The following is a 24519-nucleotide window of genomic DNA, read 5'->3' on the forward strand; positions in this document are numbered from 1 at the left end:
TTGGTACGTTGAGCAGGTGATTTGTCCTTCAACGCAGCTGAAAGGCCCATTTCGCAGCCTGTTACAGACTGTAATGATAATTTGGCAGTAAAAATAGTATAAGTTATGGTCATCCATGAAGTTACATGATATTTATCCAACATACTCGTGAGAAATCCGGGATAGAGGCCTTTGCAAAACATTCAAAGCACCGTTCGGAGGGAGTTCTACACCCGCTTTATGTGCTAAAGAAGGTCGGTGGTACAACTACCTCCCAACAAAGGATCAGGTTCTGCAAAGCTTCAATACCTTATATGCCAAAACAGATACTCGCAAATCATTTAAGAAGAGATTCTGTCATGCTTGCAGATATTGACACTATTTTTTTTCCGACCGATTTTTCCGAGAATGCAAACCAGGCCCTGCCGTTTGCCGCTGAGCTGGCACTCAAGACAGAGGCCCGGCTATCCCTTTTGTATTGCCTGGAAGAACCCTTTGATTTTGCCCCGATGCATGCCCATGACAAGGAGAAACTTACTGAAAAAGTATCGGAACTTTTTGAGCAGCTGGTTGCCGGGCTGAGACGCAATGAACGGTTCAAACAACTCAAAATCGACACCAAGCTGCTGCCTGGTCACCCGGTGGTAAATATCCTCGATGAGGCCCGCAGCAGCGATGCCGGTCTCATCGTCATGGGGACCAAGGGGGCCACCGGATCACGGAAACTGCTTTTCGGCAGTTTTACAACCGAAACGATCCTGCACTCCAATATTCCGGTGCTGGCCATACCTGAAGGCAGCACATTCAACCAGTTTAAGCAGATCGTATTTACGACCGACTTTCACGAAGATGACCTGAACACCCTGAATGAAGTTCTCAGCCTGGCCCGGCTTTTTAAATCAAACCTCAAGGTGGTTCATGTCGCGGTTGACCAGAGCCTGGAGACGGAGATTAAATTCAGGGGGTTCCGGGACTTGGTCAGGGAAACGCACCCGGAAGCCGATTTATCCTTTGACCTGGTCCGGGAGTTCGATTTTTTCAGCGGTATTGCCGATTACCTGGACAAGCATCCGGTTGACCTGCTGGCGATGGTGCGGTATAAAAAGACATTTTGGGAATCGCTGGTCTCCCGCAGCTTCTCCAAGGAGATGGGATTCTATACGAAAGTGCCACTGCTGGTGATGATGGGAGACCACAAGACCAAGTGATTTAAGCTCCACATGCCAAAGAGTAACCTTCAACCTGTTATACGGGACCTTCATTATGCTACAACTTAACCGCATCTTGTTTCCGACCGATTTTTCTGACAATGCCGAAAACGCCCTGTCTTTTGCCCTCGAACTGGCCAGCCAGACCGGGGCTGCAATCACCCTGTTCCACGTCATTGAGGCCCCCTCCTATATCCCGCATGACTCCGGCGGACTCCCCAAAAGCCATTCGCAGAAAGCGCGTACACTCCTGGAAAAAACGGCTGATTCCATCCGCAAATCTGAACGATACAGTGAGCTCCAGGTGGACCTTGTGCTTCAAAACGGAAACGTTGTATCCTCGATCCTCGAACACGCCAATTCCAAGGATTTTGATCTTGTCGTGATGGGGACCAAGGGCAGATCTAAAATGAACCGCATTCTTTATGGCAGTATCGCCTCTCACGTGATCCTTGAATCGAGCATACCAGTTCTGGCGATTCCCGAGAACAGCACGCAGGCGACCTTTGACCCGATGACTTTTGCCACTGATTTTCGTTCAGGTGACTGGGCGGCCCTCAAGCAAACCATCGAATGGGCCGACACGTTTAACGCAGATTTGAATGTACTGCACGTGGCGGCAGACCGCGACATGCAGACCGAAATCAAATTCCGGGGATTCAGGGACCTGGTCAGGGAAAAGACGGGAAACCGGGACCGCCCCATCCAATTCGACATAGTCATCCAGAAAGAGTTCCTGGCGGGGGTGGCCGACTATCTCACTGATCACCGAATGGGGCTGCTCGTGCTGGTTCGCTACAAGAAGAAAAGGATCGAAGCCCTGCTTAAGAAAGATCATACCAAAGAGCTCAGCTATTATACCAAGGTTCCACTCCTTGTGCTGAATGAATGAGGGCTTTGCAAAACCGTTCCGAGGGAGTTGCACTCCCATTTAAAGGTCAATACGGTCGGTAGTACAACCACCTATAGCAGGCTCTGCAAAGATCCCTGAAGATCAGGAGTCTGGAACTGGAAAGTGTTGTGGCACAACGGGGTATTCAACAGCCGTAAAGTCTCTTGGCTCCCGGCGGAGGAGATGCGGCAGCTTAAGCTTGATGATTTCCCCGCTGCCTCCTTTTCCCTACAAACATCGTCCGGGATCTCTTACTGTAACATCGCGCAGATCAGATATTTTTATTCACTGGGAACTCATGCTTTTTAACAAATACTCCTGATATGAAACCACGGTATAAAAACATCAAAATTAAGCTGGACCAATCCTCTATTACCCCGGAGGACCTGGCGGATCTGCAACGATGGGAAGATGAGGGTGGACACCCCGACAACAAGCCGGATGCAATTTCATCATTGGAACTTCCCCTGCCTCTGCACAAAAAAGAGATTTTTGAGGTAATTGACAGCGAAGTCATCATAGAGGATGGGAAGCTATACCTGAAAGCGGATATCAACATCCTTTCTCATCACTAATTCCGTTACTGGCTGCTATTTTTATTAGCTGCAAACACGGGGCTACCCGTGTGGATTTACAGGTGATAGATCGGCCGATTTTTTTTCTTTTTTCCCTAAAAACAAGGAAAGATGATTAAGAAGCCTGAATTATGAAACAGGAGACTGTTTTCCCCAACCGAGGTGTCCCTTTTGGCTTGACCCAAAAGGGACGGAAAAGATCAAGGCGATGAATGGGGCACCCGCTGCAGCCTGTGCAGGCGTGGATGTTGATGGTCCGTCACGCCGGTTGCCCGCTATCAAAGCCATCACCGGTGCAACATCCACAAACGCCTGCTTCGGCCTCCGCGCCCCATTCAAGGCCGGGAAGGGCAGGGTAGCAATTTTTAGCCCATGCCCCTGCACCAACCATCAGAAGTCGATACCGATGGAAAAATAGTGTATCGGTTTTCCCGCGAATCCATCCCGGTAATAGGGCCACCCTACATCATAGCGGAAGGGAAGTCCCAGCAATATGGTTCTGATACCAAATCCCGCGCCGATCAGTATGTCCCCGTCAATGGCGTTGAAGGTACTGGCACCGGAGGGGGGCGTGCCGGTTCCCAGCTGCCCGTCACCGGTCAAATAATACTGAACCTCTTCGGCCACTTTCACGTTAAGATCGGCATCATTCAGCGTAACGCTGTTTGTGTTGCCGGTCAGGTCAAAATATTCCAGCGGAATATCCTTTCCCCAGGCCATACCGGCATCGAGGAAGGCGACCCCGGTCATATTGTACAGCGGGAGAAACGGGATGGGGCCCGGCAGGATGGCGGCAAACAGGGGGAACCTGAACTCGGCATTGATCAGGGAAAACTTGTCGCCATAGAGGGTATTGTATTCATGCCCGCGAAGGGGGAGCGCCGGGAGCGTCAGGAACGTTTCAGCCAGCTTGTCGATAGGAATGGAGTTGCCGGACCAGCGCTGGTTGATCCACCCCAGCATGCCACCCATAAAATAGGTCTGCGAGTCGCCCCCGATCGAAACAGCCCCTGAACCACGTACCGCAAATGAGTATCCATAGCGCAGGTTGAAATACTTGCGATAGTCAGCCATCATCGATACAAACTCCAGCTTTTCGCCGATTACGGGGGGACTTCCCGATAGTCCTACTGCGTACCGGTGCCCACCCACCGGCGTAATGAATCCGGGCAGCGTCCGGTCTACCGTGTACGTGGCCTGAGGGTACAGAAAGGTGGTGGCCCTGTTATCTGAAAAGTTGTATCCCAGGATCGTATAGTCCCGGTTGATGGAGAGCGCGCTCATGTTAAAGTCAACCCTGCGGAACTTGTCAATCGGGTATTGGGCCGTTATGCCCCCGCCCATGGAGCGGAACCTGTAAAGCTGTCCGCTGAAGGTCTGATAGTTGGTGGACGAATGAAAGAAGCTGGCCAGCCAGTTGGTTCGCCGTTTGAAGTACCCGTAGGAGAGAAAATAGTCGCTGTTGCGCAGGTCAAACACCAGGTTGCTGCCAAAGGTAATTTGATGATCTCCCAGGAGATCGCTGAATACCACCTGTACCAGCCCGTACGTCCCGTAATAGGTGGAAAAAGAGCCGCCGGCATAGGTGTAGTCGGTGGTAAACTGCAGGCGATACGCTTTTGGTTGATATCGCCCGTCATCGGTTATGCTGTTTGGAGGAGAAAACCGCTGGGCATCGAGGTATTTATTGGCGAATGCCGTATCCTGCTCCACTTCGGGCGAAAATACATAATTACGGAAATCAATTGTATCATCCCCTGTGGTATCGGCGGGGGCCTGCTCCGGTTGTGGTTCCGCTTCCGGCACCGGCTGCTCAGCTTCGGGAACATCCACAGATTCTGCCGGCAGCAACGGATCATCACTGACCGTCTCGGCACGGGCGACCGGGGCACCGAACATCTGGCGGACATACAGCGTGGCCGGGACCCGTTCAATTTCCGATTCTCGTTGTCGACGCAGGGCCCACTCATTCGGCGTTAGCTCGCGTTCCTGCATACGCTGGAAGGGAGAGGTGATCAAAAAGATATCCAGCGTACCTTCATCCACCGAGTTCACCGCCAGCCGGCTGCCGTCGGCACTTATTGATATCTGCATGACACCCGACTGCAGGTTGGTCAGCGGAGCCGTCGTTCGGTCATCCAGGTTCATCCGGTAGATATTCGGAATCCCGTTCTGATCCGATATAAAGACCAGCCGTCCGTCCCGCGTGGTTATCGGTTGCCGTTCCGACCACTGCGGTGTTTTGGTCAGCCTGACCGCCCTCGACGCTCCCAGTTCCACGCGGTAGATATCGGTAGAATAGAGGTCGTTGCTCAGCAACAGGCGGTAATTTTCCTTAAAACTGTTGAGCTCCACATTGTCGCCGCGGGCCGAGACAAAATACACCGACCGGGAATCGCTGCTCCAGACGGGTTCCATGTCGGATATCACATCGTTGGTCAGATTCATAAACTCGCGGGTTTGCAGGTTGTAGATAAAGATATCCTGGTAGGGACCGATATTCCCGTCAAACGCAATTTTCTGTCCGTCCGGCGACCAGGAGACCGAGCCTATCGCATCGAGGCGCGGGAACTTGATCTTCTGTATCTCACCGGTCTCGTAATCCACAATAGCCAGGTCATCCGCCCCCTTCGATTTGGCCGACAAGGTTAATTTTGAACCGTCCGGCGACCAGCTCAGGTTGGGATTCAGGATATTTAACTCCTCGAAATTGATGTTGTCGCTTCCCCTGATCAGCGTTTTCAACTTGTTGCCTGTAATGGCGCTGATAACCACGACATCAAAATAACCCCGGTCGTTGGTAATCATGGCGATCTTGTCGCCCTGCGGCGAAATAGCGGGACTCGTATTGTAGGTGTTATCACGGGTCCATTCCGTCACATGCGTGGCAAAATTCCGGATATTTTCCCGTTCCGCCACTTCCGGCAGGTAACGCTTGCGGTAGTAATCTTTCCACCGGTCATTAAGCTGCTCTATGGAGAGTCCCAGTGCCTGCTCGAATCCGACCTCCACGCTGCGCCGGGTCTTGATGATCTGGAGGATCTCCCCGATTTTTGCCCGGCCGTATTCCTCCACGATAAAATTCCAGAGCGACTGTCCCCCGCGGTAGGCAAAATAGCCCCCCAGCTGCGGCAGGTCCGGCAGGTAGTCGTTGATGACAGCGTCCCGGATCCACATATCCGTGTTGGTATCCCAGCCGTTCGACACATATTCCGCCAGCCCTTCATCAAACCAGTTGGGAAAGATAAGCTGCACATTATTGCTGATGATCGACTGAATGCTGCCACCGTAAAACATGTCGTTGAATACGGCGTGCAGCAGTTCATGGTGCAGGGTGCTGCGAAATTCGGTGTAGTTGCCGCTGAACGGCATCGTGATCCGGTTTTTGTACAGATCCGTAACCCCGCCGATGCCCTGCGCATCTATAGGCAGGTTCACGACGTTGGTCTGGGAAAAATCGTTGTGGGAATCATAGATAATAACCCGGATCCGGTTCGCGATTTCGTGGTTGAAATCCTCATTAAGCTGCTTCAGTGAGGATTCGAGCGTACGCACCGTAAAGTCGGCCAGTTCATAGTTGAGGGGATCGTAATAATGCACGTCAAAATGATCGGACTGAATATATCGCCAGTCGAAGCTGTTGTACTGTACCCTGTTTTTGCCAAACCCAAAATATTGGGCATCTGCGGTTTCTGTCGCAAGAAGGAGCATACATGCGATCCACAGGAGCCGCTTCGCTTGTCGAAAATAGTATTTGTTAAATTTCAAGGGGGGACCTCTCGTATGTCGTTGTTTCGTCAGTATATCCTTTTCGCCAGGCACACATCCTGTGTGTTGTTCCCTTTGATCCGGTAATGTCCCGCTTGTGTTCAAAAGGAGCAGCACGATTCCCGTATTTATAAGACCGGGTTTCCAGTCTGTTTCTTACGCTCAAATCGTGGAATTATTGCAGGATCCTGAATTATTTTATGAGGACCTTGAAGAACCGTTGTTTTGCCCGATTCCGGCATGTTCACCCATTTCAATCTCTCCGGGATATCGCTTCATCACATAAAACCGATGCCAGCTCCAATGAGACGGCATCATCCGTTAGCCCTCTCTTGAGAGGGCCTTCGCAAAACCCTCAACTCCTCGTTCTGAGGGGGGATATCCCCCCCCACCAAGGTCGGTGATACAACTACCTCTCAACAAAATAGCAAGTTTTTCAACAGCCCCACCTGGGAGATTCTGCTTTATTTTTTGAGTTCTTTCCTGAGCGCTTCAAATCCTTTTTTAGTATCCTTCCACAGCTTTTCCGCATCTTTTCGGAGATCGCTGAATGCCGCTTCTCCCACCTCCTCGAGGCGATGCATCTTCTCCCGGAGCTGATCCCGGCTGGTTTTGAGCGCTTCCATCCTTTTGGCAAAACCCGCCTTCATTTTTTCCACCTGCTTTTCGCTCTTATCCTCCAACTCTTCGAGCTCTGTATCCCATTTTTTGAGCTGCGCTGAGAGTTTTTCGATATACTCCTCACGTTTGGATCGTTTAGTCATTTTTTTGGCCTTTGTCATGGATTTCTCATTCTCTTCTGTTGGTTCCATAGCTTTCTCCTTTTTATTGTAGTGGTCTTAGTAAAACCGCTGTTTCACCCGATTCTGTATTTTCAACGCCCACTCAGACGGAATGTTTCTCCAGGCTGCTGTCCCAAAGCTGACGAATATCTTTGGGCAGTGTAGCGTAGACATCTTGCAGCTCTCCCTCGCTCACATGGTCGTATAACACCAGCAGTACGGCTTTGAAGGCGGCCTCAGAATCAAAATCAACTGCCGGGCCCACTGCCATATCGATCCGCGTTTCCAGCTCGCTGCGATTAAATTTTTCCGGTTTATTGCCAAGCTGATATCCTTCCAAAAACAGCCCGCGAATAAGCATCGGGAATTGGGCAGACAGCTGGAAAACTTCTGCCGGGGGCACCCGGTCCCGCAGACCGTGGAGTACGCCCCGCAGTGCATTCCACGCCCAATCTTTGCGATCCCCGGTCTTCAGGTATGCTGACACCTCGTCGATCCACTGCTCAACCTCGTTTACAAATTTTACCAGGTTGACTTCTTTCTTGACTGCCGGCTGCTGCCGGTTGCCGGAGGCTGGGTTACCATCATTGTTTGCGCGCCGTTTCCGCTGCTCACGCTTCTTTTTCGGGAGCTTTTCAAACCAGTGAAGTTCTTCCTTTTCTTTATCCATAATGGCGGGTTTCATATGTTCCACATTTTTAAAAATTCTTCCGCACAGACTGCTTACCATACGGGATTGTATTGTATATACCTATATTAGCGGGAGGGCAAATACAGGTATTCCCACACTTTCTTGAAGGAGCTTCCACTACACTGCTGCCAAATCTATTCCATGTGTTTACCGCTATAACAGTAAGTACCAGATCGCAGTCATTGTCTTGTGCTCCAATTGACCTGCGGTTGATTTTATACCAGGGTCCGGCACTGTAGTTGAACTAACTATGCACGCAACTCCGGTAACACACGATACGATCCATCTGCCACTTCAACCTTTTCAAAGCCGGACATACCATCCCATTCCCCGGTACCGAATCCATTTTCCGGGTCGGCCATTGGAAATTCAACATAGAAGATATCCCGCACCGCTGTTTGCCCTTGTCCCCGACCTGAAGAGGTCTAACATTTCCGGTCAACGAGGGGCCGCCAAAGCTGCTCTTGCTGTAGCTGATTGTATTGGCATCTCCCGGGTCGATATCCGGACAAGAGAGTGGTGGCTTTATGATTTTGTGTCAAGATTAATTTTTTAGAACCGTATCTTTTCACCAGGTGAGGGGTAACATTGCGCCTTTATTACGCATTACAGGGAACCTGCTACCCATGGCGCAAGACTATATGGATGTTCCGCTCACGTTCCAACTCCTCAGTTGCCCCCCGGCCGCACGACCTCATAGTCAAACGTACCGTAGAACGTTCGTCCAAACATGTCGGTGACCCGGATCTGAACAGTATGCTTTCCTGTGGGGAGGTTATTCGGCACGCCAACACTCCACAGATGTGTGGATGTTACCGGATTCGAAGGGCGTTTTCCCGCAAGCTGAGATTCCGAAGTATCCCATTTTTCCCGGAGCTGTGCCACATACGGATCGCTTTCCTCAACCTTGCCCATAGGTCGCCACCCGCTGTTCGCAACGTTGTACTCCACCCTGGTCTTCTCTGAACCCATAAAATAATTCACAAAAATCTCAGCGCCGTGCCAGCTGTCCTGGGGAACAACTTTGGGACCCCAGATACTCATGCGGTACGACTCCTCATAACCCGCCGCCCGGTAATCCAGTGTAAACTCGTTGCCGGTAAAATTAATGATGGCATAGCCGTTGGGGGTGCCGTCGCGCATCAGGGTGGGAGGAATACCGCGCTCATCCGGTACGCCCGACCACCAGTCGCCGGAGGTCGTACCCACATTGTAGTGAATATGGGGATTTTCCCGGTGCCAGCCTCTATCTTCCCCATAAAACGCAAATTGCTGAATATGCGTGTGGGCCGACAGCGACAGGGTATGCGGGTACTCCTTCAGCAGGTCAAACAGCCGGCTCCTGTCTTCAATACGGAACGTGCTACGACCTTCCGGTACGATGAGAGGAATATGAAACGCCAGCACCACCAGCTTGTCTCTGGATACGTGTTTCAGATCATTTTCTATAAATGTGAGCTGCTCGTCGGTGAATCCACCGATATAGCCCGATTTTCCGTCGCTACGCGGGTATACCACATCGTCCAGCACGATAAAATGGACCTGCCCGTGGTTGAAAGAATAGGTAGCGGAACCAAAAACGCGCTCGAACGTCTCGTCGGCGAACCGGTCGGATTCCGCATCAAAGTTCATGTCATGGTTGCCGTATACATGGAACCAGGGAATGCCCGCCCGGGCCACCGACTGGATGTAGGGGGCAAACAGGTCGAGATCGTCACCCACGATATCGCCGAGGGTAATTCCCATATCGTAGCCTTCAATTCCCGCTACTTCAGAGACGATGTCGCGGTCAAAATACTCGACCTGCTGCTCGGTATACGGCTGGGGATCCCCAAACACCAGCATCCTGAACTGCTGCTTTTTTTCGGTCTTTATCAACGGGAAATCCACCGATTCCGGCAGCGGTCCCGTCGGCTCCACACCGGCGTATTCCAGCTCCGGCGATCCCGCGGGCTTGTGGATATAATAAAACTGTGGCAGGTTTTGATCATCTGTCGGCAGCTTGTAGCCCGAGGGTTTAATCACGAAAAGGATGTCGTCGTCATCTACCGGCAACGTGTAGCGCCCCCGGTCATCCGTGAGTACCACATCCCGACCGTTGGAGACAGCCACAGAAGCTACTCCGCTCTCCCCCCTCTCTTTTTGCCCGTTCCCGTTGGCATCTTCAAAGACCGTGCCTTTGGCCGTTTGCTGGGCCAGGGCGCCCGTTACCGTGAGTAGGAAGAATACAACAAGAGTTCCCGCGTGTTTCATATCAATAACGCTGTTAATTCTAAAGTAGTTAAAGGAAACAATTATACCTCTGGTATATCAAGGGTAAAGAAAATTAAAGTTAAATTTTCTTTACCTTTGGTTCTTCAAATTTTTAACTCAACAACCAATATACCATATCGTGAAGGTAATACCCGCCATTGACCTGCTGAACGGCCAGGTTGTACGACTCCACAAAGGAGATTATGACCAGGCTACCATTTACAATGACAATCCGCTGGATGAGGCTCAAAAGTTCAAAAAAGCGGGGTTTTCCCATATTCATGTCGTAGACCTGAATGGAGCCCGGCAGGGCGAATTTGTCAATCTGAAACAGATCTCCTCCATCATTGAAAATACCGGGTTGTCCGTACAGACCGGCGGAGGCATCCGAAGTTATGAAGATGCTGACATGTTGTTAAAAAGGGGGATCGACCGTGTTATCTGCAGCTCCATGGCGGTGCGAAAACCGGCGGACTGGCTCAAGCTCATCGGGGAACGGGCGGAACGAGCGATCCTGGGCATGGACCTGAAAGAAGGAAAAGTAGCGTATGCCGGCTGGGAAGAGACCTCCGACGACTCGCTCAACGACTTTTTGAAACCCATGATCAAGCACGGTCTCAGGCATGTACTCACCACAGACATCAGCCGGGACGGGACCCTTGAAGGCCCCAACATCGACCTATACCGATCCCTGATGCAGCAGTTCCCCGATCTTGATTTTATCGCTTCAGGCGGCGTGGGCAGCTACTCCGACCTGCTTGAATTGCAGAAAACCGGTATTGGATCTGTTGTGGTGGGTCGTGCGTATTACGAAGGCAAAATTTCGCTGGAGCAGCTGGCCGATTTTACTTAAAATCTGACCCAAATTTATTTATCCCGATTCTCCGGTGCTACAGGGGGCTTTCCCCGATTTATTGAAAACCTTGTCCCCCAACCGCTGAACGCGTACACGTACTACCGCCCGAAATCGTCCTGTACACGGACGATGTCATCTTCATCGGAGGGGTTTTGGGCATCGGTGTGTTGCCAAATTTCAGCAAGTACGCCCCAGTTTTTCAGCCCGACCAACCGGTGGCGCTCTCCCTGCTTCAGCTTTACAAGATCCCCGGTATCAAACGTCTCAACCGGTCCCTGCTTGTCGGTATCGCTCCTCATCACACCGACGGGTCCCTCAATCACTTTCCAGATTTCTGCCCGCCGATGATGGTATTGCCAGGAAAGCCGCTTTTCCGGCTCCACAATCAAAATTTTGGGACTCAATTTTCCTGCAATCTTGAGTTCATCCACCGGCACACCCTCAAAATAGGTATCGGCGAATTGCGGAGCCTCGGACTCTTTAATTACAAAAAATCCCCCCCAGGGGCGCTCCCGGTCCTGGTCAATGATGGTAAAACCCTGCTCCTGAATTTTCTGCTTGGTATCTTCAAAGATCTGTAGCCTGGCGTCTTCAGAACCCATTCAAATCGTTTTGAATCGTATCATTACATTTTTTTTCGAACGAGCGAACTTAATAAAGAAAGCGTATCTAAGCCATTTTAATTTTTCGAGGTTATCCAATGTCGCCCGCTGAAAATTGTCTGACCAAGGATATCAGCCGGACGACCGCGCCCTCTCCAGGTATTCCTGCAGGCTATACTCCTGTGGGGATTCCAAGTCGCTTTGGGAATCGCCGGCTTTAGCTTTTCCCGCATTAGCCAGTTCTTCTTCCAGTTTACTTTCAGTGTGGATCTCTTCTTCTGATGCAAGTAGAGCCGTTCCTTTTGTCCCCGGTTCTTCCGCCCGCTTGTCCCCTTTTGCCGATTCGAGATCACCCGTTTTTGACTGCTGATCATCGGTGGTGGACACTGTTGATTGCTTCTCTTTGAAATCATCCGCTCGGGTATCGACCGGAAGGTCCGAAGCATCTCCCCGTACTCCCTCCACGGCCAGAGATGGAGATCCGGATGTAGTTGAAGCTGATGGATCCGGCGACTTCTCACGCTCGCCCGGCCCCATCCCTTCCCCTTCCCCGTCCCCGGCATCAGGCTCTGGCTCTGGCTCTGACTCAATATTGCTGCTTTTCCCTCCCGGCGGTGCTGCTGTTTCAAGTTTATCCTCCGGTTCCCGTTTCTCCTGCTTCGTCAGCTTTTTCCAGAGCCTCCTCTCTGCCCGGATCCAAACCGAATCTTCGCCGGCACGTCGTATAAATCCCAGTAACACGCTGACTGCAAAGATGCTGCAAAACATTGTGCCGGCTGCCGCCAACGTAGTGAGCGGAGCCGCTTCCAAATTCCGGTGTACAGCCACTAAAAATTTTGTGGCCCCATTCAGGATCAGCATTATGCTGTCGAAGGCACCTGTTCCGTGAAGGTCGGCAAACTCAGCCGGCGACAGCGTGGTATAATCGGGAATCGTGCTTTCCATATTTCTAAGTTGCGCGGATACCTCGGAAATATGCTCCAACAGGGCTGGAAAGGCACTGAAGCTGTACAACACTCTATCTGCAAATGAGCCCTGTGACCCCAGGGTTAAAAGAGAAGCCAAAACGGCACCACATTTTACAACAAACTCAACAACAGCCAGTACAATTTTACTTACGAATTCCCCGAAAATTTTAAGCGTCATAGCGAAATTTTGTTATTGCCAAGGTACTAGCCCAACAGACGTAATCCTTCCCGTGAGAACCTGCATGGTGCGGTCCCATTTTTGGGTAGTAAGCCGTTTATTCACAAGAGTGCTGTCTTCAGTACTTGTTACAAATTGACTGGTGTAACAGCAGGGGCTACAACGGTTTAGGAGAAAGGAAAATAAAAAAAGCCCCGGAAAGTCCGGGGCCACAAGGTTGGTTATTTATTATTTTACTTGTTCTCTTCTCTGACGCAATCACTTACAGGTTCTTTGTGGCAAGGTTCTACTGCGGTTGCGCCACATTCCGGACATTCAACTGGTTTACTCATAACAACCTCCCGTTTTTGTTTTGGATTAGAGTATATTTTATTTAACCCTGAAAAAAAATTCCAGTCAAGCGGTTTATTTAAATGTGGTTTAAATAGCTTCATTTTAACCTCCTCCGGTATTCAGATATGTTGACGCAAATGGCTATATTTACCACGAAAAATCTTCCAAAAATTAGGATCATATGCTTGCTAAACGCATTATACCATGTTTAGACATCAAAGACGGCAGAACGGTCAAAGGAGTCAACTTCGTAGATCTGCGGGATGCCGGCGACCCTGTTGAACTTGCCAGGCGATATGCCGATGAAGGCGCGGATGAACTCGTATTTCTGGATATTACCGCCACCCAGGAAAAGCGAAAAACATTGGTTCAGCTGGTTCGGCGGATCGCCCGTGAAATCGATATTCCCTTTACCGTGGGAGGGGGCATCCGCAAGCTGGATGAGATCGAGGAGATACTGCATGCCGGGGCCGACAAGGTTTCACTGAACAGTGCCATCGTTAAAAACCCGGATCTCATCAACCGGGCATCCGAGCGGTTTGGAGCCCAGTGCATCGTTGCTGCCGTAGACGCCAAACGCAAGGGCGACTCCTGGTCGGTATTTATCAAAGGAGGCACGGAAGATACCGGAAAGGACGCCCTGCAATGGATGAAAGAGGTGGAGCAACGGGGTGCGGGAGAAATACTGCTGACCAGCATGGACCGCGACGGAACCAAATCGGGATTTGACGTGGATCTTCTCCGCAAAGTGAATAAAGAGGTGCGTATCCCCGTCATCGCGAGTGGTGGCGCCGGAACCATCCAGCACTGTATAGAGGCCATCCGGGAAGGGGCTGCCGATGCTGTGCTGGCTGCCAGTATCTTTCACTTCCAGGAAATCGATATCAAAGATCTCAAAGCTTCTTTTAACAACGAGGATATCCCCGTGCGGATCGTACCGTAGAATGGAACCTCCCAAACATCACGGGATCCTGCCCTGATGCTGTGGCAACCCCGGTATTAATTCCGCCGTTAATTGTGTACTTTCTCACCGGAATAATTGTAAAACCGACAGCTTAATTTTTTTACTTGCCAGATGGACATCGATAAAATAGATTTTAACAAGGGGGATGGAATCGTTCCCGCAATCATACAGGACGCCGATACCTACCAGGTCCTGATGCTCGGCTATATGAACAAACCCGCACTAAAAAAAACGATTGAACAGCGGCGGGTCACGTTTTACAGCCGCAGCAAAGAACGCCTGTGGACCAAGGGAGAGACGTCCGAAAACTACCTCGACCTGGTTGAGATCCAGGCCGACTGTGACAATGATACGCTGCTGATTTTTGCCCATCCCCAGGGACCGACCTGCCACACGGGAAACACCTCCTGTTTCCACGAAAAAGAATTTCGTCCCAAAAAAGAGCGGTACGCGTTCCTGAAAGAGCTTGAAGATTTGATTAAAGACCGTAAAGCCAACCTGCCGGAAGATTCATATACTACCTACCTCTTCAAAAAAGGGATCGACAAAATGGCCCAAAAGGTGGGTGAAGAAGCCGTGGAAACGGTCATCGAAGCAAAAAATGACAAAAAGAAAAAATTTGTCGGAGAAGTGGCCGACCTGGTTTTTCACCTGATGGTCCTGATGGTGGAAAAGGGGATATCACTCAAAAAAGTGGTTAAAAAACTTAAAAAACGCCACAACAAGGGGAACCACAAGCACCTCGGGTAATATTTAGTTATTCGGCATTGCCCGGCCATGCTGTTCTATTCTGTCATTTATAGCTATTTCCGGGTTACAATTTTATAGAGCCAGACAATAAAGAGCATACCGGCAATCGCACCCAGCCAGTCGGCGTAGGGAACGAATGACTCCGGTACAAGGCGCAGCGCGTCGGTGCTTTCCTGCAGGGCAAAAGGAATGGCGAGAATAATACCGATTAAGGCTTCCCCGGTGATAAGTCCGGATGAAAACAGCAGCCCGCGGCGCTCACCCAGTTCTTGTGCTTCTTCAGGATCTTTCCCCTCCCGGGCAGCCCTGCCAGCAATTCTTTTACCGGCATACCAGGCAATCAGTCCCCCGATAAAGATCGGCACCGTCAGCTCCAGTGGCAGATATATTCCCACAGCTACCGCCAGCACCGGGGCCCTGAAATCAGAACCGCGGGCCTCCAGGTATTTATCAAAAAGGATAATCGCTATCGCTATCACACATCCTATAATGATCATGGTCCATTCCAGGTTCTGGGCAAACACGCCCTCCGCCACCGACTGCATCAGGGTGGCCTGGGGGGCACTGAGCATCTCCTCAGGGTTCATTCCCTCCCTTGGGAAAACCCCGCCCATGCCGTAGGCGTTAAATAACAAGCTCAGGATGGGGGCAATCACCAGCGCCGACGCAATAACCCCGACCACCTGCATAATCTGCTGCTTGTAGGGGGTGGCCCCAACCAGTTGTCCCGCTTTCAAATCCTGCATATTATCCCCGGCGATGGCTGCGGCACAGGCGACCATCGCACCAACTACAACCGCTGCGGCAGCAGCCCCGGCCCGCTCGGTGTCGACACCGAATTCCAGTTGTGTTCCCAGCAGTGCCAACAGTATCAAGGCCGTGGCGAGAATTGTTGCAATCGTGACCCCTGAAATCGGGTTGTTGGAGGAGCCTACCAGACCCGCCATATAGCCGGCCACCGAGGAAAACAGGAAACCGGCCACCAGTGAAAACAGGGTTCCAATCGCCATTGTTGTCCAATACAGTCCGCTGCTGACCGGCAGATGGGCCGTATCAATCACTTGCGTAAACACGATAAAAATCGGGACAGCAAGGCCGATTACCCCCCACAGAACATAATTGATCGGGGCATCCTGCTCAGTTCGTGGTATATCGATCCCCTCACCCGCACGGACTTTTTTGACCGCCTCCCAGGATGACTTGATGCCATCCACCAGCGGTTTTGCCAGTGAAACAAGCGCCCAAATGCCACCAACCACCATAGCCCCCACTCCCATATAGCGGATCTTCTGGCTCCAGACTTCCAGCGCGGCGGTATAGCCGGTTGCGCTCCCGGTGACCTGCTTCAGAACTTCCGGATCAGCCAGCGCTGTATAGATCGGAATTCCAAACAGCCAGGAAATAAGTCCGCCGGAAAATACAAGGACTGCAATATTCAGTCCAACGATATATCCCACTCCCAACAAGGCCACAGAGAGCTCGGTTCCCATCCCAAAAACAGACCGACCGGCGGTAACTGAGCCGGAAACAGAACCGGAAAAAAGTTTGAATCCTGTTTGACCCAGTTTATACAATCCACCAAACAAGCCCGCCCATAATATATATTTGATACCCTTGCCGCCCTCGGAACCGGCCTTCAGCACCTCTCCGGTGGCTATCCCCTCCGGAAACTTCAACCCCTGCTCAATGATAAGCGCTCGTCGCAAGGGGATGGTAAAAAGCACTCCCAGTACGCCTCCAAACAGGGCAATGGCCATGGTATCTATAAATGGGAAATCAGTCCAGTACTGCAGTAAAATCAGCGCCGGCAATGTGAAAATCACCCCGGCCGCCAGCGATTCGCCGGCCGAAGCGGCCGTTTGCACAATATTATTTTCCAGGATATTCGACTCCCTGAACAGCCGAAGCACCGCCATAGAGATAACGGCAGCCGGTATCGAGGCTGAAACGGTCATCCCCACCTTCAGCCCCAAATAGGCATTTGCCCCTGCCAGGATAGCCGACAACAGAATCCCCAAAATTACGGCCTTGATTGTTATCTGGGGGAGATCGTCTTCCGGTCGAACATAGGGAGTAAATTTTTCAGGTTGATTGCCCAAAGCTGACCTCCATAATTCTCTACTCTTTGTCTATTGACTTGATTTACTTGTGATGGTAGTCCCGGAAGACCGGGTGCACCCCGTATTTGTGTAATTCATTGTATAACAGCAGGATAATGAACGTTCCTCCGGTACAGCCCAGCTGGCGTTGAGTGAAAGATTCCATAGCTCACCTACCCCGCGCTGGTCGGCCGGGCCCAATGGCCTGTATCCCGGATGAAACCAACTTCCATTAAGGGTAAAAACCCGGGATTGGGTAAAAACAGAGGTTTTGCAAAGATCTCTTGTTAATCTGCTACACTTTTCTTCCGCTCAACCGGATCGACAACCTCATACGGGAGTTTGTCAGTTACGCACCCCTCAGAAGCCGAGGAGACCAGCAGTGCATATTTATACAGGGCCCCGCTGTTTACTTTAAGCGGCGGAGCCTCCCATTTTTCGCGACGCGCCTCCAGCTCCTGCTCCGGGATGTCAATCTGCAGGACCCGCTCCTCAGCATCAATAACAATCGGGTCTCCGTCCTCGAGCAGTGCAATGGGTCCGCCCACCTGGGCTTCAGGAGTTACGTGGCCGATGACAAACCCGTGTGATCCGCCGGAAAAGCGACCATCGGTGATCAGGGCCACCTCCTTACCGAGTCCCGCACCCATGATGGCAGCCGTAATAGACAACATTTCACGCATTCCGGGTCCGCCTTTTGGGCCCTCGTAGCGGATTACAACCACATCGCCCGCCTGCACTTTTCCATTCTGAATCGCTTTCAGGCTCTCTTCTTCAGACTCAAACACCTTTGCAGATCCTTCAAAGCGCAATCCCTCTTTCCCGGTTATTTTCGCCACGGCCCCTTCAGGAGCAAGATTTCCATAGAGCACCTGCAGGTGACCGGTCTCCTTAATCGGATCCGATATCGGTTGAATAATATTTTGTTCCTTCAGCAAACCGGGAACTTCGGCTACATTTTCAGCCAGCGTTTTACCCGTCACCGTAATACAATCTCCGTTCAGGTATCCTTCCTCCAGCAACAGCTTCTGCACGGCCGGCACCCCTCCCACGTTGAAGAGATCCTCCATCACATACTTGCCACTGGGTTTAAGATCAGCAATAAACGGGGTGTCGTTGCTGATCTCCTGGAAATCGTCAATAGTGAAATCCACCTCGGCCGCATGGGCAATAGCCAGCATATGCATGACGGCATTGGTCGATCCCCCCAGCGCCACAATCATCCGTACCGCGTTGGTCAGCGACTCCCTGGTGATGATATCCCGCGGTTTCAGATCCTGCTCCAGCAAGTTCAGGACCGCCTTGCCAGCCCGCCGGCACTCCTCCATTTTTTGCTGATGAGTGGCCGGAATCGATGAACTGAACGGCAGGCTCATTCCCATGGTTTCTATGGCTGAAGCCATCGTATTCGCTGTATACATCCCACCACAAGCTCCCGCTCCGGGACACGCATGCTTGATCACGTTGTTGAGTTCATCCTTGTCAATATTCTCAGAAAGGTATTCGCCATACGATTCAAATGCCGATACAATATTCAGATCCTCCCCTTTCCACTTTCCAGGACGGATCGTTCCCCCGTATACCATGATAGAGGGGCGGTTAAACCGCGCCATCGCCATCACCGAACCCGGCATGTTCTTGTCGCAGCCCACCACCGAAATATTGGCATCGTACCATTGGGCCCGCATAACGGTTTCAATTGAATCTGCGATGATATCGCGGGACTGAAGTGAATATTTCATTCCCTGCGTTCCCATCGAAATTCCATCGCTAACCCCAATACTGTGGAACACAAAGCCAACCAGTCCGGCATCCCAAACACTGTCGCGTATCTGCTCCGCCAGCCCGTTCAGGTGCATGTTGCAGGGATTGCCCTCCCAGCCCGTGCTGGCGATACCCACCTGGGCCTTGTCCATATCTTCGTCGTCAAGACCGGCACCGTAGAGCATGGCGCGTGAGCCAACCTGTGATTCTTCCTGTGTAAGTCGGGAACTGTATTTATTGAGTTTTTCAGCCATAAAATTCAGAATATTCTTTAATAACCAATTTCTGTTAACGCAACCGTCAAGGGTATTAAAATAGTTCTACAATATACAGTGGAAAAGGAAAGTCTAAAGCTATAATAATCGTCAAACTTTACAAGAGAAATTTTTTTGATACTTTTTTTCTTTTTTGCTTGACATCAGAGCAATGGTTACCTATTATTGAAGAGCTTCATTGGAAAGCAAGCAAAAACTACTTTTGGGAAACAAAACAATACATACCGTTGTCGCCAACACCAATGCAAACGCCGTTTCCCGGCCTGCAGATCGTGATTTTTCCATCACCGTGTTGGTAGCGATTTCCCTTGTTGCTTCCCTTTCTATCTCTTTAGCTATATCCGTCTCTCCTGTAGTAGAGCTTATCAATAGTATCGGAACAGCAGGTATTGTTGTAGCCGTACTATCCATTCTACAGGTTCTGATTTCTGGCATTCTAATTCTAAATCTACTAATTAGCTAACCAAAACAGCCAGAGGTTAGAACTTAAATCAAGCTCTTTTTACAAAAGATTTAACTTAAATTCTGACCTCTGGCGGGAAAAGTACATTAACGAGGTCATATGAACCACTTAAAAGCTCAAAAACTCGAACACGGCACCGATGAACAACCAATTGAGGCCTCGGAAACGCACGTAATGAACGGGGCAGAAATTTTGATTAATACGCTGGAAGACCTGGAGGTAGATACTCTTTTTGGGTATCCGGGGGGAGCTGTATTACCGATTTACGATAAACTTTTTGATAGTCATGATATCCGGCATGTTTTAATTCGACACGAACAAGCCGGAACACATGCTGCCGACGGATACGCCCGAGCTACCGGAAAACCAGGCGTAGTCCTGGTTACTTCCGGTCCGGGCGGTACCAATACCGTTACCGGTATTGCCACCGCGGCCATGGACTCCATTCCGCTGGTTGTTTTTACCGGGCAGGTGCCCTCCAGCCTTATTGGCAATGATGCCTTCCAGGAAGCGGATATCGTGGGCATAACCCGCCCGATCACCAAGCATAATTACCTGGTGAAGGATGTGGATGAGCTGGAGCATGTCATTCGAGAGGCCTTTCATGTAGCCACCAGCGGCCGCCCCGGGCCTGTACTGGTCGACCTTCCCAAAGATATGCTGAACACGGATGGTCGCTACAGCGGACTCAAGAAAATTTCGATGCCCAACTACAACCCGGTTACCGAAGGGCACAAATCCCAGATACGAAAAGCAGCGAAGTTGCTGAGCGAGGCGAAAAAGCCGTTGATCTACGCCGGTGGGGGAGCGATCCTCGGCGAAGCATGGGAGGAATTGACCGCCATGGCCGAGCGCCTTAACATCCCGGTGACCACCACCCTTATGGGGCTCGGTGCTTTCCCGGAAAGCAAGAAACAGTCGCTGGGCATGCTGGGCATGCACGGCACGTACTATGCCAACATGGCAACCACTGAGTGTGATGTGCTGCTGGCGGTCGGCGCTCGCTTTGATGACCGCGTAACAGGGCGCCTGGATGGATTTTCTCCCCACTCCCAAAAAATTCATATCGATATTGATCCCTCAAACATCGGAAAGAATGTAGAGGTGGAGGTTCCCATTGTGGGAGACGTCAAAAACGTACTGCCGCAAATTGATGAACTGACCGACGTTCCCGATACCAGCGAGTGGTGGAATACGATCGAAACGTGGAAAAAGGAGCATCCGCTTCGAATCCCCAAATCGGATGAAACGATCTATCCCCAGCACATGGTTGAGGAGATCTCCCGCATTACCAAGGGGGAAGCGATTGTTGTTACGGATGTTGGTCAGCACCAGATGTGGGCTGCACAGCACTACAACTTTAACCACCCGCGCTCCTGGCTCTCTTCGGGAGGACTCGGCACCATGGGGTACGGATTTCCAGCCGCCATGGGTGCTGCCTTTGGCTGTCCCGATCGTCCGGTCGTCTGCATCACCGGAGACGGCGGCTTCCAGATGACCGCCTATGAGCTGGCCACAGCTGTGGAATATGAAGTGCCGCTGAAAATTGCCATCATGAACAATAACTGCCTCGGTATGGTCCGGCAGTGGCAGGAGCTCTTCTTTAACAAGCGCTACAGCCACTCTATCCTCAAGAAGGGAAATCCGGACTTTGTCAAGCTGGCCGAAAGTTATGGGGCCATCGGAATGCGGGCTGTCAACCCCAAAGAGATGACCGAGGTGCTCGAAAAAGCGATGAAGATCAATGATCGGCCCGTGGTTATGGACTTTCAGGTTGAAGAACATGAAAATTGCTACCCGATGGTACCCTCGGGAGCAGCATTGAATGAAATGGTAGAAGGAGAAGAAGAATGATATCTACACAGAACGGGAAGACAGAGACGAAAAACAAGCATACCCTCTCGGTTCTGGTCAACTATAATCTCAACGCTCTTTCCAGAATCATTGGAATTTTCAGCGGAAAAGGGTTTGAGATCGACAGTGTCAGTTTTGGACCGGGAGAGGAATCGGGGCTTGCCCGAATCACCATTACCACGCACGGCGACGAACATATCATTGAGCAGATCACCAAGCAGCTCAACAAGATCATCGACGTGGTAAAGGTCACCGACCTGACGTATGAACACTTCGTGGAACGCGAGCTTGCCCTGGTCAAGGTGGCGGCCACCGCTTCCAGCCGTACCGAGGTGATGCAGGTAGCCCAGGTGTTTCGTGCCAAGGTGATCGACATCAGTCCCGAAAAGCTCTCCATAGAGGTGACGGGCAACCGCGATAAAGTAGACGCCTTCATCGGCATGATGGAACCGTTTGGAATATCGGAAGTGGCCCGAACCGGTACGGTAGCCCTGAAAAGAGAATACAGCGGAACAGTATAGACACTATTAGAAACCAGTATTAACTCAACACATAATTAAAAGCAGGATATATTTTAATGAAAGCGAAGACCTATTATAACGATGATGCCGACCTTCAGTTTCTGGCCGATAAAACTGTAGCCATTATGGGGTATGGAAGCCAGGGACATGCACACGCCCTTAACCTGAAAGAGAGTGGAGTTGACGTGGTCGTCGGGCTTCGGGAAGGCAGTTCCTCAAGGGATAATGCCAAAAAAGCCGGTCTCAAAGTGCTCAACCCCGCCGAAGCCGCCCGGGCAGGCGACATCGTTATGATCCTGATCCCCGACCAGCACCAGGCCGATTTTTATGAGGAAAACGTAAAACCCAATCTCGAGGAAGGCAATGCCCTCGCTTTTGCGCACGGGTTCAACATCCATTTTGGAGCTATTGAACCGGAAGAAAACGTAGATGTTTTCATGATCGCTCCCAAGAGCCCCGGTCACCTGGTTCGTCGCGTGTATGAGCAGGGATCAGGCGTTCCGTGCCTCGTGGCTGTCCACCAGGATTATACCGGGTCGGCCAAAGATACCGCCCTGGCTTATGCCAAGGGACTTGGCGGAACCCACGCCGGTGTTATTGAAACCACTTTTAAAGAAGAGACCGAAACCGACCTTTTTGGGGAACAGGCCGTGCTTTGTGGCGGTACTTCCGAGCTGGTCAAAAAGGGATTTGAAGTACTGGTTGAAGCAGGCTACCAGCCCGAAATTGCCTATTTCGAGTGCCTCCATGAGCTGAAGTTGATTGTTGACCTGATGTACGAAGGAGGCATTGAAGGCATGTATTACTCGGTCAGTGACACCGCTGAATATGGTGGGTTGACCCGCGGCACCGATGTCATTGATGATGAAACCAAGAAGCGCATGGAGAAAATGTTGAAGGACGTGCAGGATGGTTCCTTTGCCGAGGAGTGGATCAAGGAGAACAAGGATGGACTGCCCAACCTTACCAAGCTGCGTTCACAACTCGGTGACCATAAAATTGAGACCGTTGGAAAAGATCTCCGGTCCATGATGGACTGGATCGGCAACAGGGAAACGGAACCGGCTGAATAGTTTTCAAGACAGCTTCAAAACCATTAACAGAATGACAGCAACGAATATCCAAATTTTTGACACCACGCTGCGCGACGGCACCCAGGGAGAAAAAATCGCTTTTTCTGCCGAGGATAAAATACGTATCGCCCACAAGCTTGATGAATTTGGATTCGACTATATCGAAGGGGGATGGCCCGGCTCCAATCCCAAGGACATGGAGTTTTTTGAACTGGCGAAACATCACAGCTTCAACAATGCCAGGATTGTGGCGTTTGGCAGCACGTGCCGCGCGGGAAATGCCGCTGAAGACGATGCCAACCTTTGTGCCCTCGTAGGGGCTGACACCGCCGCCGTCTCTCTTTTCGGCAAAAGCTGGTTGCTGCATGTAAAAAAGGCGTTGAAAATTTCTGCACAAGATAACCTCGACATCATCTCTGATTCCGTGGCTTTCCTGAAAAATCACGGGAAAGAGGTTATCTATGATGCCGAACATTTTTTCGACGGATACAAGGACAACCCGGAATATGCCGTCAAAACGCTCAAGGCCGCCGAACAGGCGGGCGCCGATGTGCTGGTGCTCTGCGATACCAACGGGGGAACGCTGACCCACGAGGTTACGCAGATCGTCTCGGAAGTGCGGGCACAGACCGATACCAGGCTGGGAATCCACGCTCACAACGACAGTGAACTGGCGGTGGCCAATACCCTGGCCGCGGTCGCAGCCGGATGTGTACATGTGCAGGGGACCGTCAATGGGTACGGAGAACGATGTGGGAATGCAAACCTTTGCTCAGTCGTGCCCAACTTGCAGCTTAAGCAGGATTACAGCTGCATTCCCCCGGGAAAGATGGACCAGCTCTCTTCCCTTTCGCACTTTGTCAGCGAACTGGCCAATGTGAGCCCGGACATCCGTCAACCCTATGTCGGGCGCAGCGCTTTTGCCCACAAGGGCGGTATTCATGTCAACGCCATTATGAAAAATGAGCAGACATACGAACATGTTGTCCCTGAGAAGGTCGGAAACCGGCGGCGGGTGCTGGTGTCAGACCTCTCCGGAAAGAGTAATGTCTACTACAAATCTGATGAGCTCGGCATTGAACTGGACAAACACGGAGATGACGCTCCTCAAATTGTTCAGAAACTGAAAGAACTTGAAAACCAGGGATACCAGTTTGAAGCGGCCGAAGCCTCGTTCGAACTGCTGGTTAAAAAGATGACGGAACCGTGGGAGGAATATTTTGCTTTAGAAGGGTTTCGCATCATCGTAGAAAAAAATGTCTCGGGCGGGGCCCGTTCAGAGGCCACCATCCGCCTGAAGGTCGGCGACCAGATCGAACATTGTGCTGCCGAAGGCAATGGACCGGTCAATGCCCTGGACGGGGCGATGCGCAAGGCGCTTCACAAGTTTTTCCCTGAAATTGACAATATGCACCTGCAGGATTACAAGGTGCGGGTCCTCAATGAAAAAGATGGCACCGGCGCACGTGTTCGGGTGCTGATCGATTCTGCCGGGAGCGAGGATTCCTGGGGAACTGTCGGTGTATCGGAAAACATCATTGAAGCGAGCTGGCAGGCGCTTTCTGACAGCTTCAGCTATTTTTTGATGAAACAGGGTCAGGAAGTGCTGGACACCCAGGCCAATAAAGCAAGTTGAGGGCAATCAATATTTTTATTCAACTATATCGATAC

The 24519-nt window shown here is 51.2% G+C and carries 21 protein-coding genes; 10 read left to right on the forward strand and 11 right to left on the reverse strand.

What is annotated here, in order from left to right; genetic code table 11:
• Positions 1-338 precede the first annotated feature (338 nt).
• The 3 genes from ACG2F4_RS15040 (at position 339) to ACG2F4_RS15050 (ending at position 2654) form a co-directional block, all read left to right on the forward strand.
• Positions 339-1187 (forward strand): universal stress protein, encoded by an 849-nt coding sequence (locus ACG2F4_RS15040; RefSeq protein WP_395261707.1) that lies wholly within the window; start codon positions 339-341, stop codon positions 1185-1187.
• 55 nt (positions 1188-1242) lie between these two features.
• Positions 1243-2079 carry a universal stress protein gene (locus ACG2F4_RS15045; protein ID WP_395261708.1) on the forward strand — a complete coding sequence of 279 codons (837 nt, stop codon included), beginning with the start codon at positions 1243-1245 and terminating at the stop codon, positions 2077-2079.
• Positions 2080-2402: 323 nt separating this feature from the next.
• Complete coding sequence (locus tag ACG2F4_RS15050) at positions 2403-2654, forward strand: hypothetical protein (RefSeq protein WP_395261709.1); 252 nt, start codon at positions 2403-2405, stop codon at positions 2652-2654.
• 390 nt (positions 2655-3044) lie between these two features.
• On the opposite strand, the gene ACG2F4_RS15055 is transcribed toward ACG2F4_RS15050, so the two are convergent.
• The 5 genes from ACG2F4_RS15055 to ACG2F4_RS15075 form a co-directional block, all read right to left on the reverse strand.
• A complete protein-coding gene (locus ACG2F4_RS15055; RefSeq protein ID WP_395261710.1) occupies positions 3045-6422 on the reverse strand; it encodes a peptidase MA family metallohydrolase in 3378 nt (1125 codons plus the stop codon).
• A gap of 464 nt (positions 6423-6886) precedes the next feature.
• Positions 6887-7234, reverse strand: coding sequence for a hypothetical protein (locus tag ACG2F4_RS15060; protein WP_395261711.1), 348 nt, complete (start codon positions 7232-7234; stop codon positions 6887-6889).
• A gap of 73 nt (positions 7235-7307) precedes the next feature.
• Positions 7308-7874, reverse strand: coding sequence for a DUF2267 domain-containing protein (locus tag ACG2F4_RS15065; protein WP_395261712.1), 567 nt, complete (start codon positions 7872-7874; stop codon positions 7308-7310).
• Between the two features lie 269 nt (positions 7875-8143).
• Positions 8144-8287 (reverse strand): hypothetical protein, encoded by a 144-nt coding sequence (locus ACG2F4_RS15070; protein ID WP_395261713.1) that lies wholly within the window; start codon positions 8285-8287, stop codon positions 8144-8146.
• Between the two features lie 277 nt (positions 8288-8564).
• A complete protein-coding gene (locus ACG2F4_RS15075) occupies positions 8565-10148 on the reverse strand; it encodes a calcineurin-like phosphoesterase C-terminal domain-containing protein (RefSeq protein ID WP_395261714.1) in 1584 nt (527 codons plus the stop codon).
• Between the two features lie 139 nt (positions 10149-10287).
• Between ACG2F4_RS15075 and hisA the strand changes: the two genes are divergently transcribed.
• On the forward strand, positions 10288-11001 hold the full coding sequence (gene hisA, locus ACG2F4_RS15080) for a 1-(5-phosphoribosyl)-5-[(5-phosphoribosylamino)methylideneamino]imidazole-4-carboxamide isomerase (protein WP_395261715.1): 714 nt from the start codon (positions 10288-10290) through the stop codon (positions 10999-11001).
• 101 nt (positions 11002-11102) lie between these two features.
• On the opposite strand, the gene ACG2F4_RS15085 is transcribed toward hisA, so the two are convergent.
• The 3 genes from ACG2F4_RS15085 to ACG2F4_RS15095 form a co-directional block, all read right to left on the reverse strand.
• Positions 11103-11606, reverse strand: a complete 504-nt coding sequence (locus ACG2F4_RS15085; RefSeq protein WP_395261716.1) for a phosphoheptose isomerase — start codon at positions 11604-11606, stop codon at positions 11103-11105.
• A gap of 132 nt (positions 11607-11738) precedes the next feature.
• Positions 11739-12752, reverse strand: a complete 1014-nt coding sequence (locus ACG2F4_RS15090) for a hypothetical protein (RefSeq protein WP_395261717.1) — start codon at positions 12750-12752, stop codon at positions 11739-11741.
• A gap of 233 nt (positions 12753-12985) precedes the next feature.
• Complete coding sequence (locus tag ACG2F4_RS15095) at positions 12986-13186, reverse strand: hypothetical protein (RefSeq protein ID WP_395261718.1); 201 nt, start codon at positions 13184-13186, stop codon at positions 12986-12988.
• An 80-nt stretch (positions 13187-13266) separates the two neighbouring features.
• Between ACG2F4_RS15095 and hisF the strand changes: the two genes are divergently transcribed.
• On the forward strand, positions 13267-14028 hold the full coding sequence (gene hisF / locus ACG2F4_RS15100; RefSeq protein WP_395261719.1) for an imidazole glycerol phosphate synthase subunit HisF: 762 nt from the start codon (positions 13267-13269) through the stop codon (positions 14026-14028).
• Between the two features lie 132 nt (positions 14029-14160).
• Positions 14161-14799 (forward strand): bifunctional phosphoribosyl-AMP cyclohydrolase/phosphoribosyl-ATP diphosphatase HisIE, encoded by a 639-nt coding sequence (gene hisIE / locus ACG2F4_RS15105; protein ID WP_395261720.1) that lies wholly within the window; start codon positions 14161-14163, stop codon positions 14797-14799.
• A gap of 53 nt (positions 14800-14852) precedes the next feature.
• Here hisIE and ACG2F4_RS15110 read toward each other — a convergent pair whose 3' ends face one another.
• The 3 genes from ACG2F4_RS15110 to ACG2F4_RS15120 all read right to left on the reverse strand — a co-directional run bounded on the left by ACG2F4_RS15110 (position 14853) and on the right by ACG2F4_RS15120 (position 19348).
• Positions 14853-16898, reverse strand: coding sequence for an OPT family oligopeptide transporter (locus tag ACG2F4_RS15110; RefSeq protein WP_395261721.1), 2046 nt, complete (start codon positions 16896-16898; stop codon positions 14853-14855).
• A gap of 287 nt (positions 16899-17185) precedes the next feature.
• On the reverse strand, positions 17186-18916 hold the full coding sequence (gene ilvD / locus ACG2F4_RS15115) for a dihydroxy-acid dehydratase (RefSeq protein WP_395261722.1): 1731 nt from the start codon (positions 18914-18916) through the stop codon (positions 17186-17188).
• A gap of 183 nt (positions 18917-19099) precedes the next feature.
• On the reverse strand, positions 19100-19348 hold the full coding sequence (locus ACG2F4_RS15120) for a hypothetical protein (RefSeq protein WP_395261723.1): 249 nt from the start codon (positions 19346-19348) through the stop codon (positions 19100-19102).
• Positions 19349-19574: 226 nt separating this feature from the next.
• Between ACG2F4_RS15120 and ilvB the strand changes: the two genes are divergently transcribed.
• Genes ilvB through cimA form a run of 4 tightly spaced genes read left to right on the forward strand, consistent with a single transcriptional unit; the run spans position 19575 to position 24484 of the window.
• Positions 19575-21254, forward strand: coding sequence for a biosynthetic-type acetolactate synthase large subunit (ilvB, locus tag ACG2F4_RS15125; RefSeq protein ID WP_395261762.1), 1680 nt, complete (start codon positions 19575-19577; stop codon positions 21252-21254).
• Positions 21251-21775, forward strand: coding sequence for an acetolactate synthase small subunit (gene ilvN / locus ACG2F4_RS15130; RefSeq protein WP_395261724.1), 525 nt, complete (start codon positions 21251-21253; stop codon positions 21773-21775). Before ilvB ends, ilvN begins: the two co-directional genes overlap by 4 nt.
• Positions 21776-21831: 56 nt before the next feature.
• A complete protein-coding gene (gene ilvC / locus ACG2F4_RS15135; protein WP_395261725.1) occupies positions 21832-22848 on the forward strand; it encodes a ketol-acid reductoisomerase in 1017 nt (338 codons plus the stop codon).
• 31 nt (positions 22849-22879) lie between these two features.
• Complete coding sequence (cimA, locus tag ACG2F4_RS15140; RefSeq protein ID WP_395261726.1) at positions 22880-24484, forward strand: citramalate synthase; 1605 nt, start codon at positions 22880-22882, stop codon at positions 24482-24484.
• Positions 24485-24519 lie beyond the last annotated feature (35 nt).

The organism is Halalkalibaculum sp. DA3122, from assembly GCF_043951865.1.
Classification (GTDB): Bacteria; Bacteroidota; Rhodothermia; order Balneolales; family Balneolaceae; genus JAMQKA01.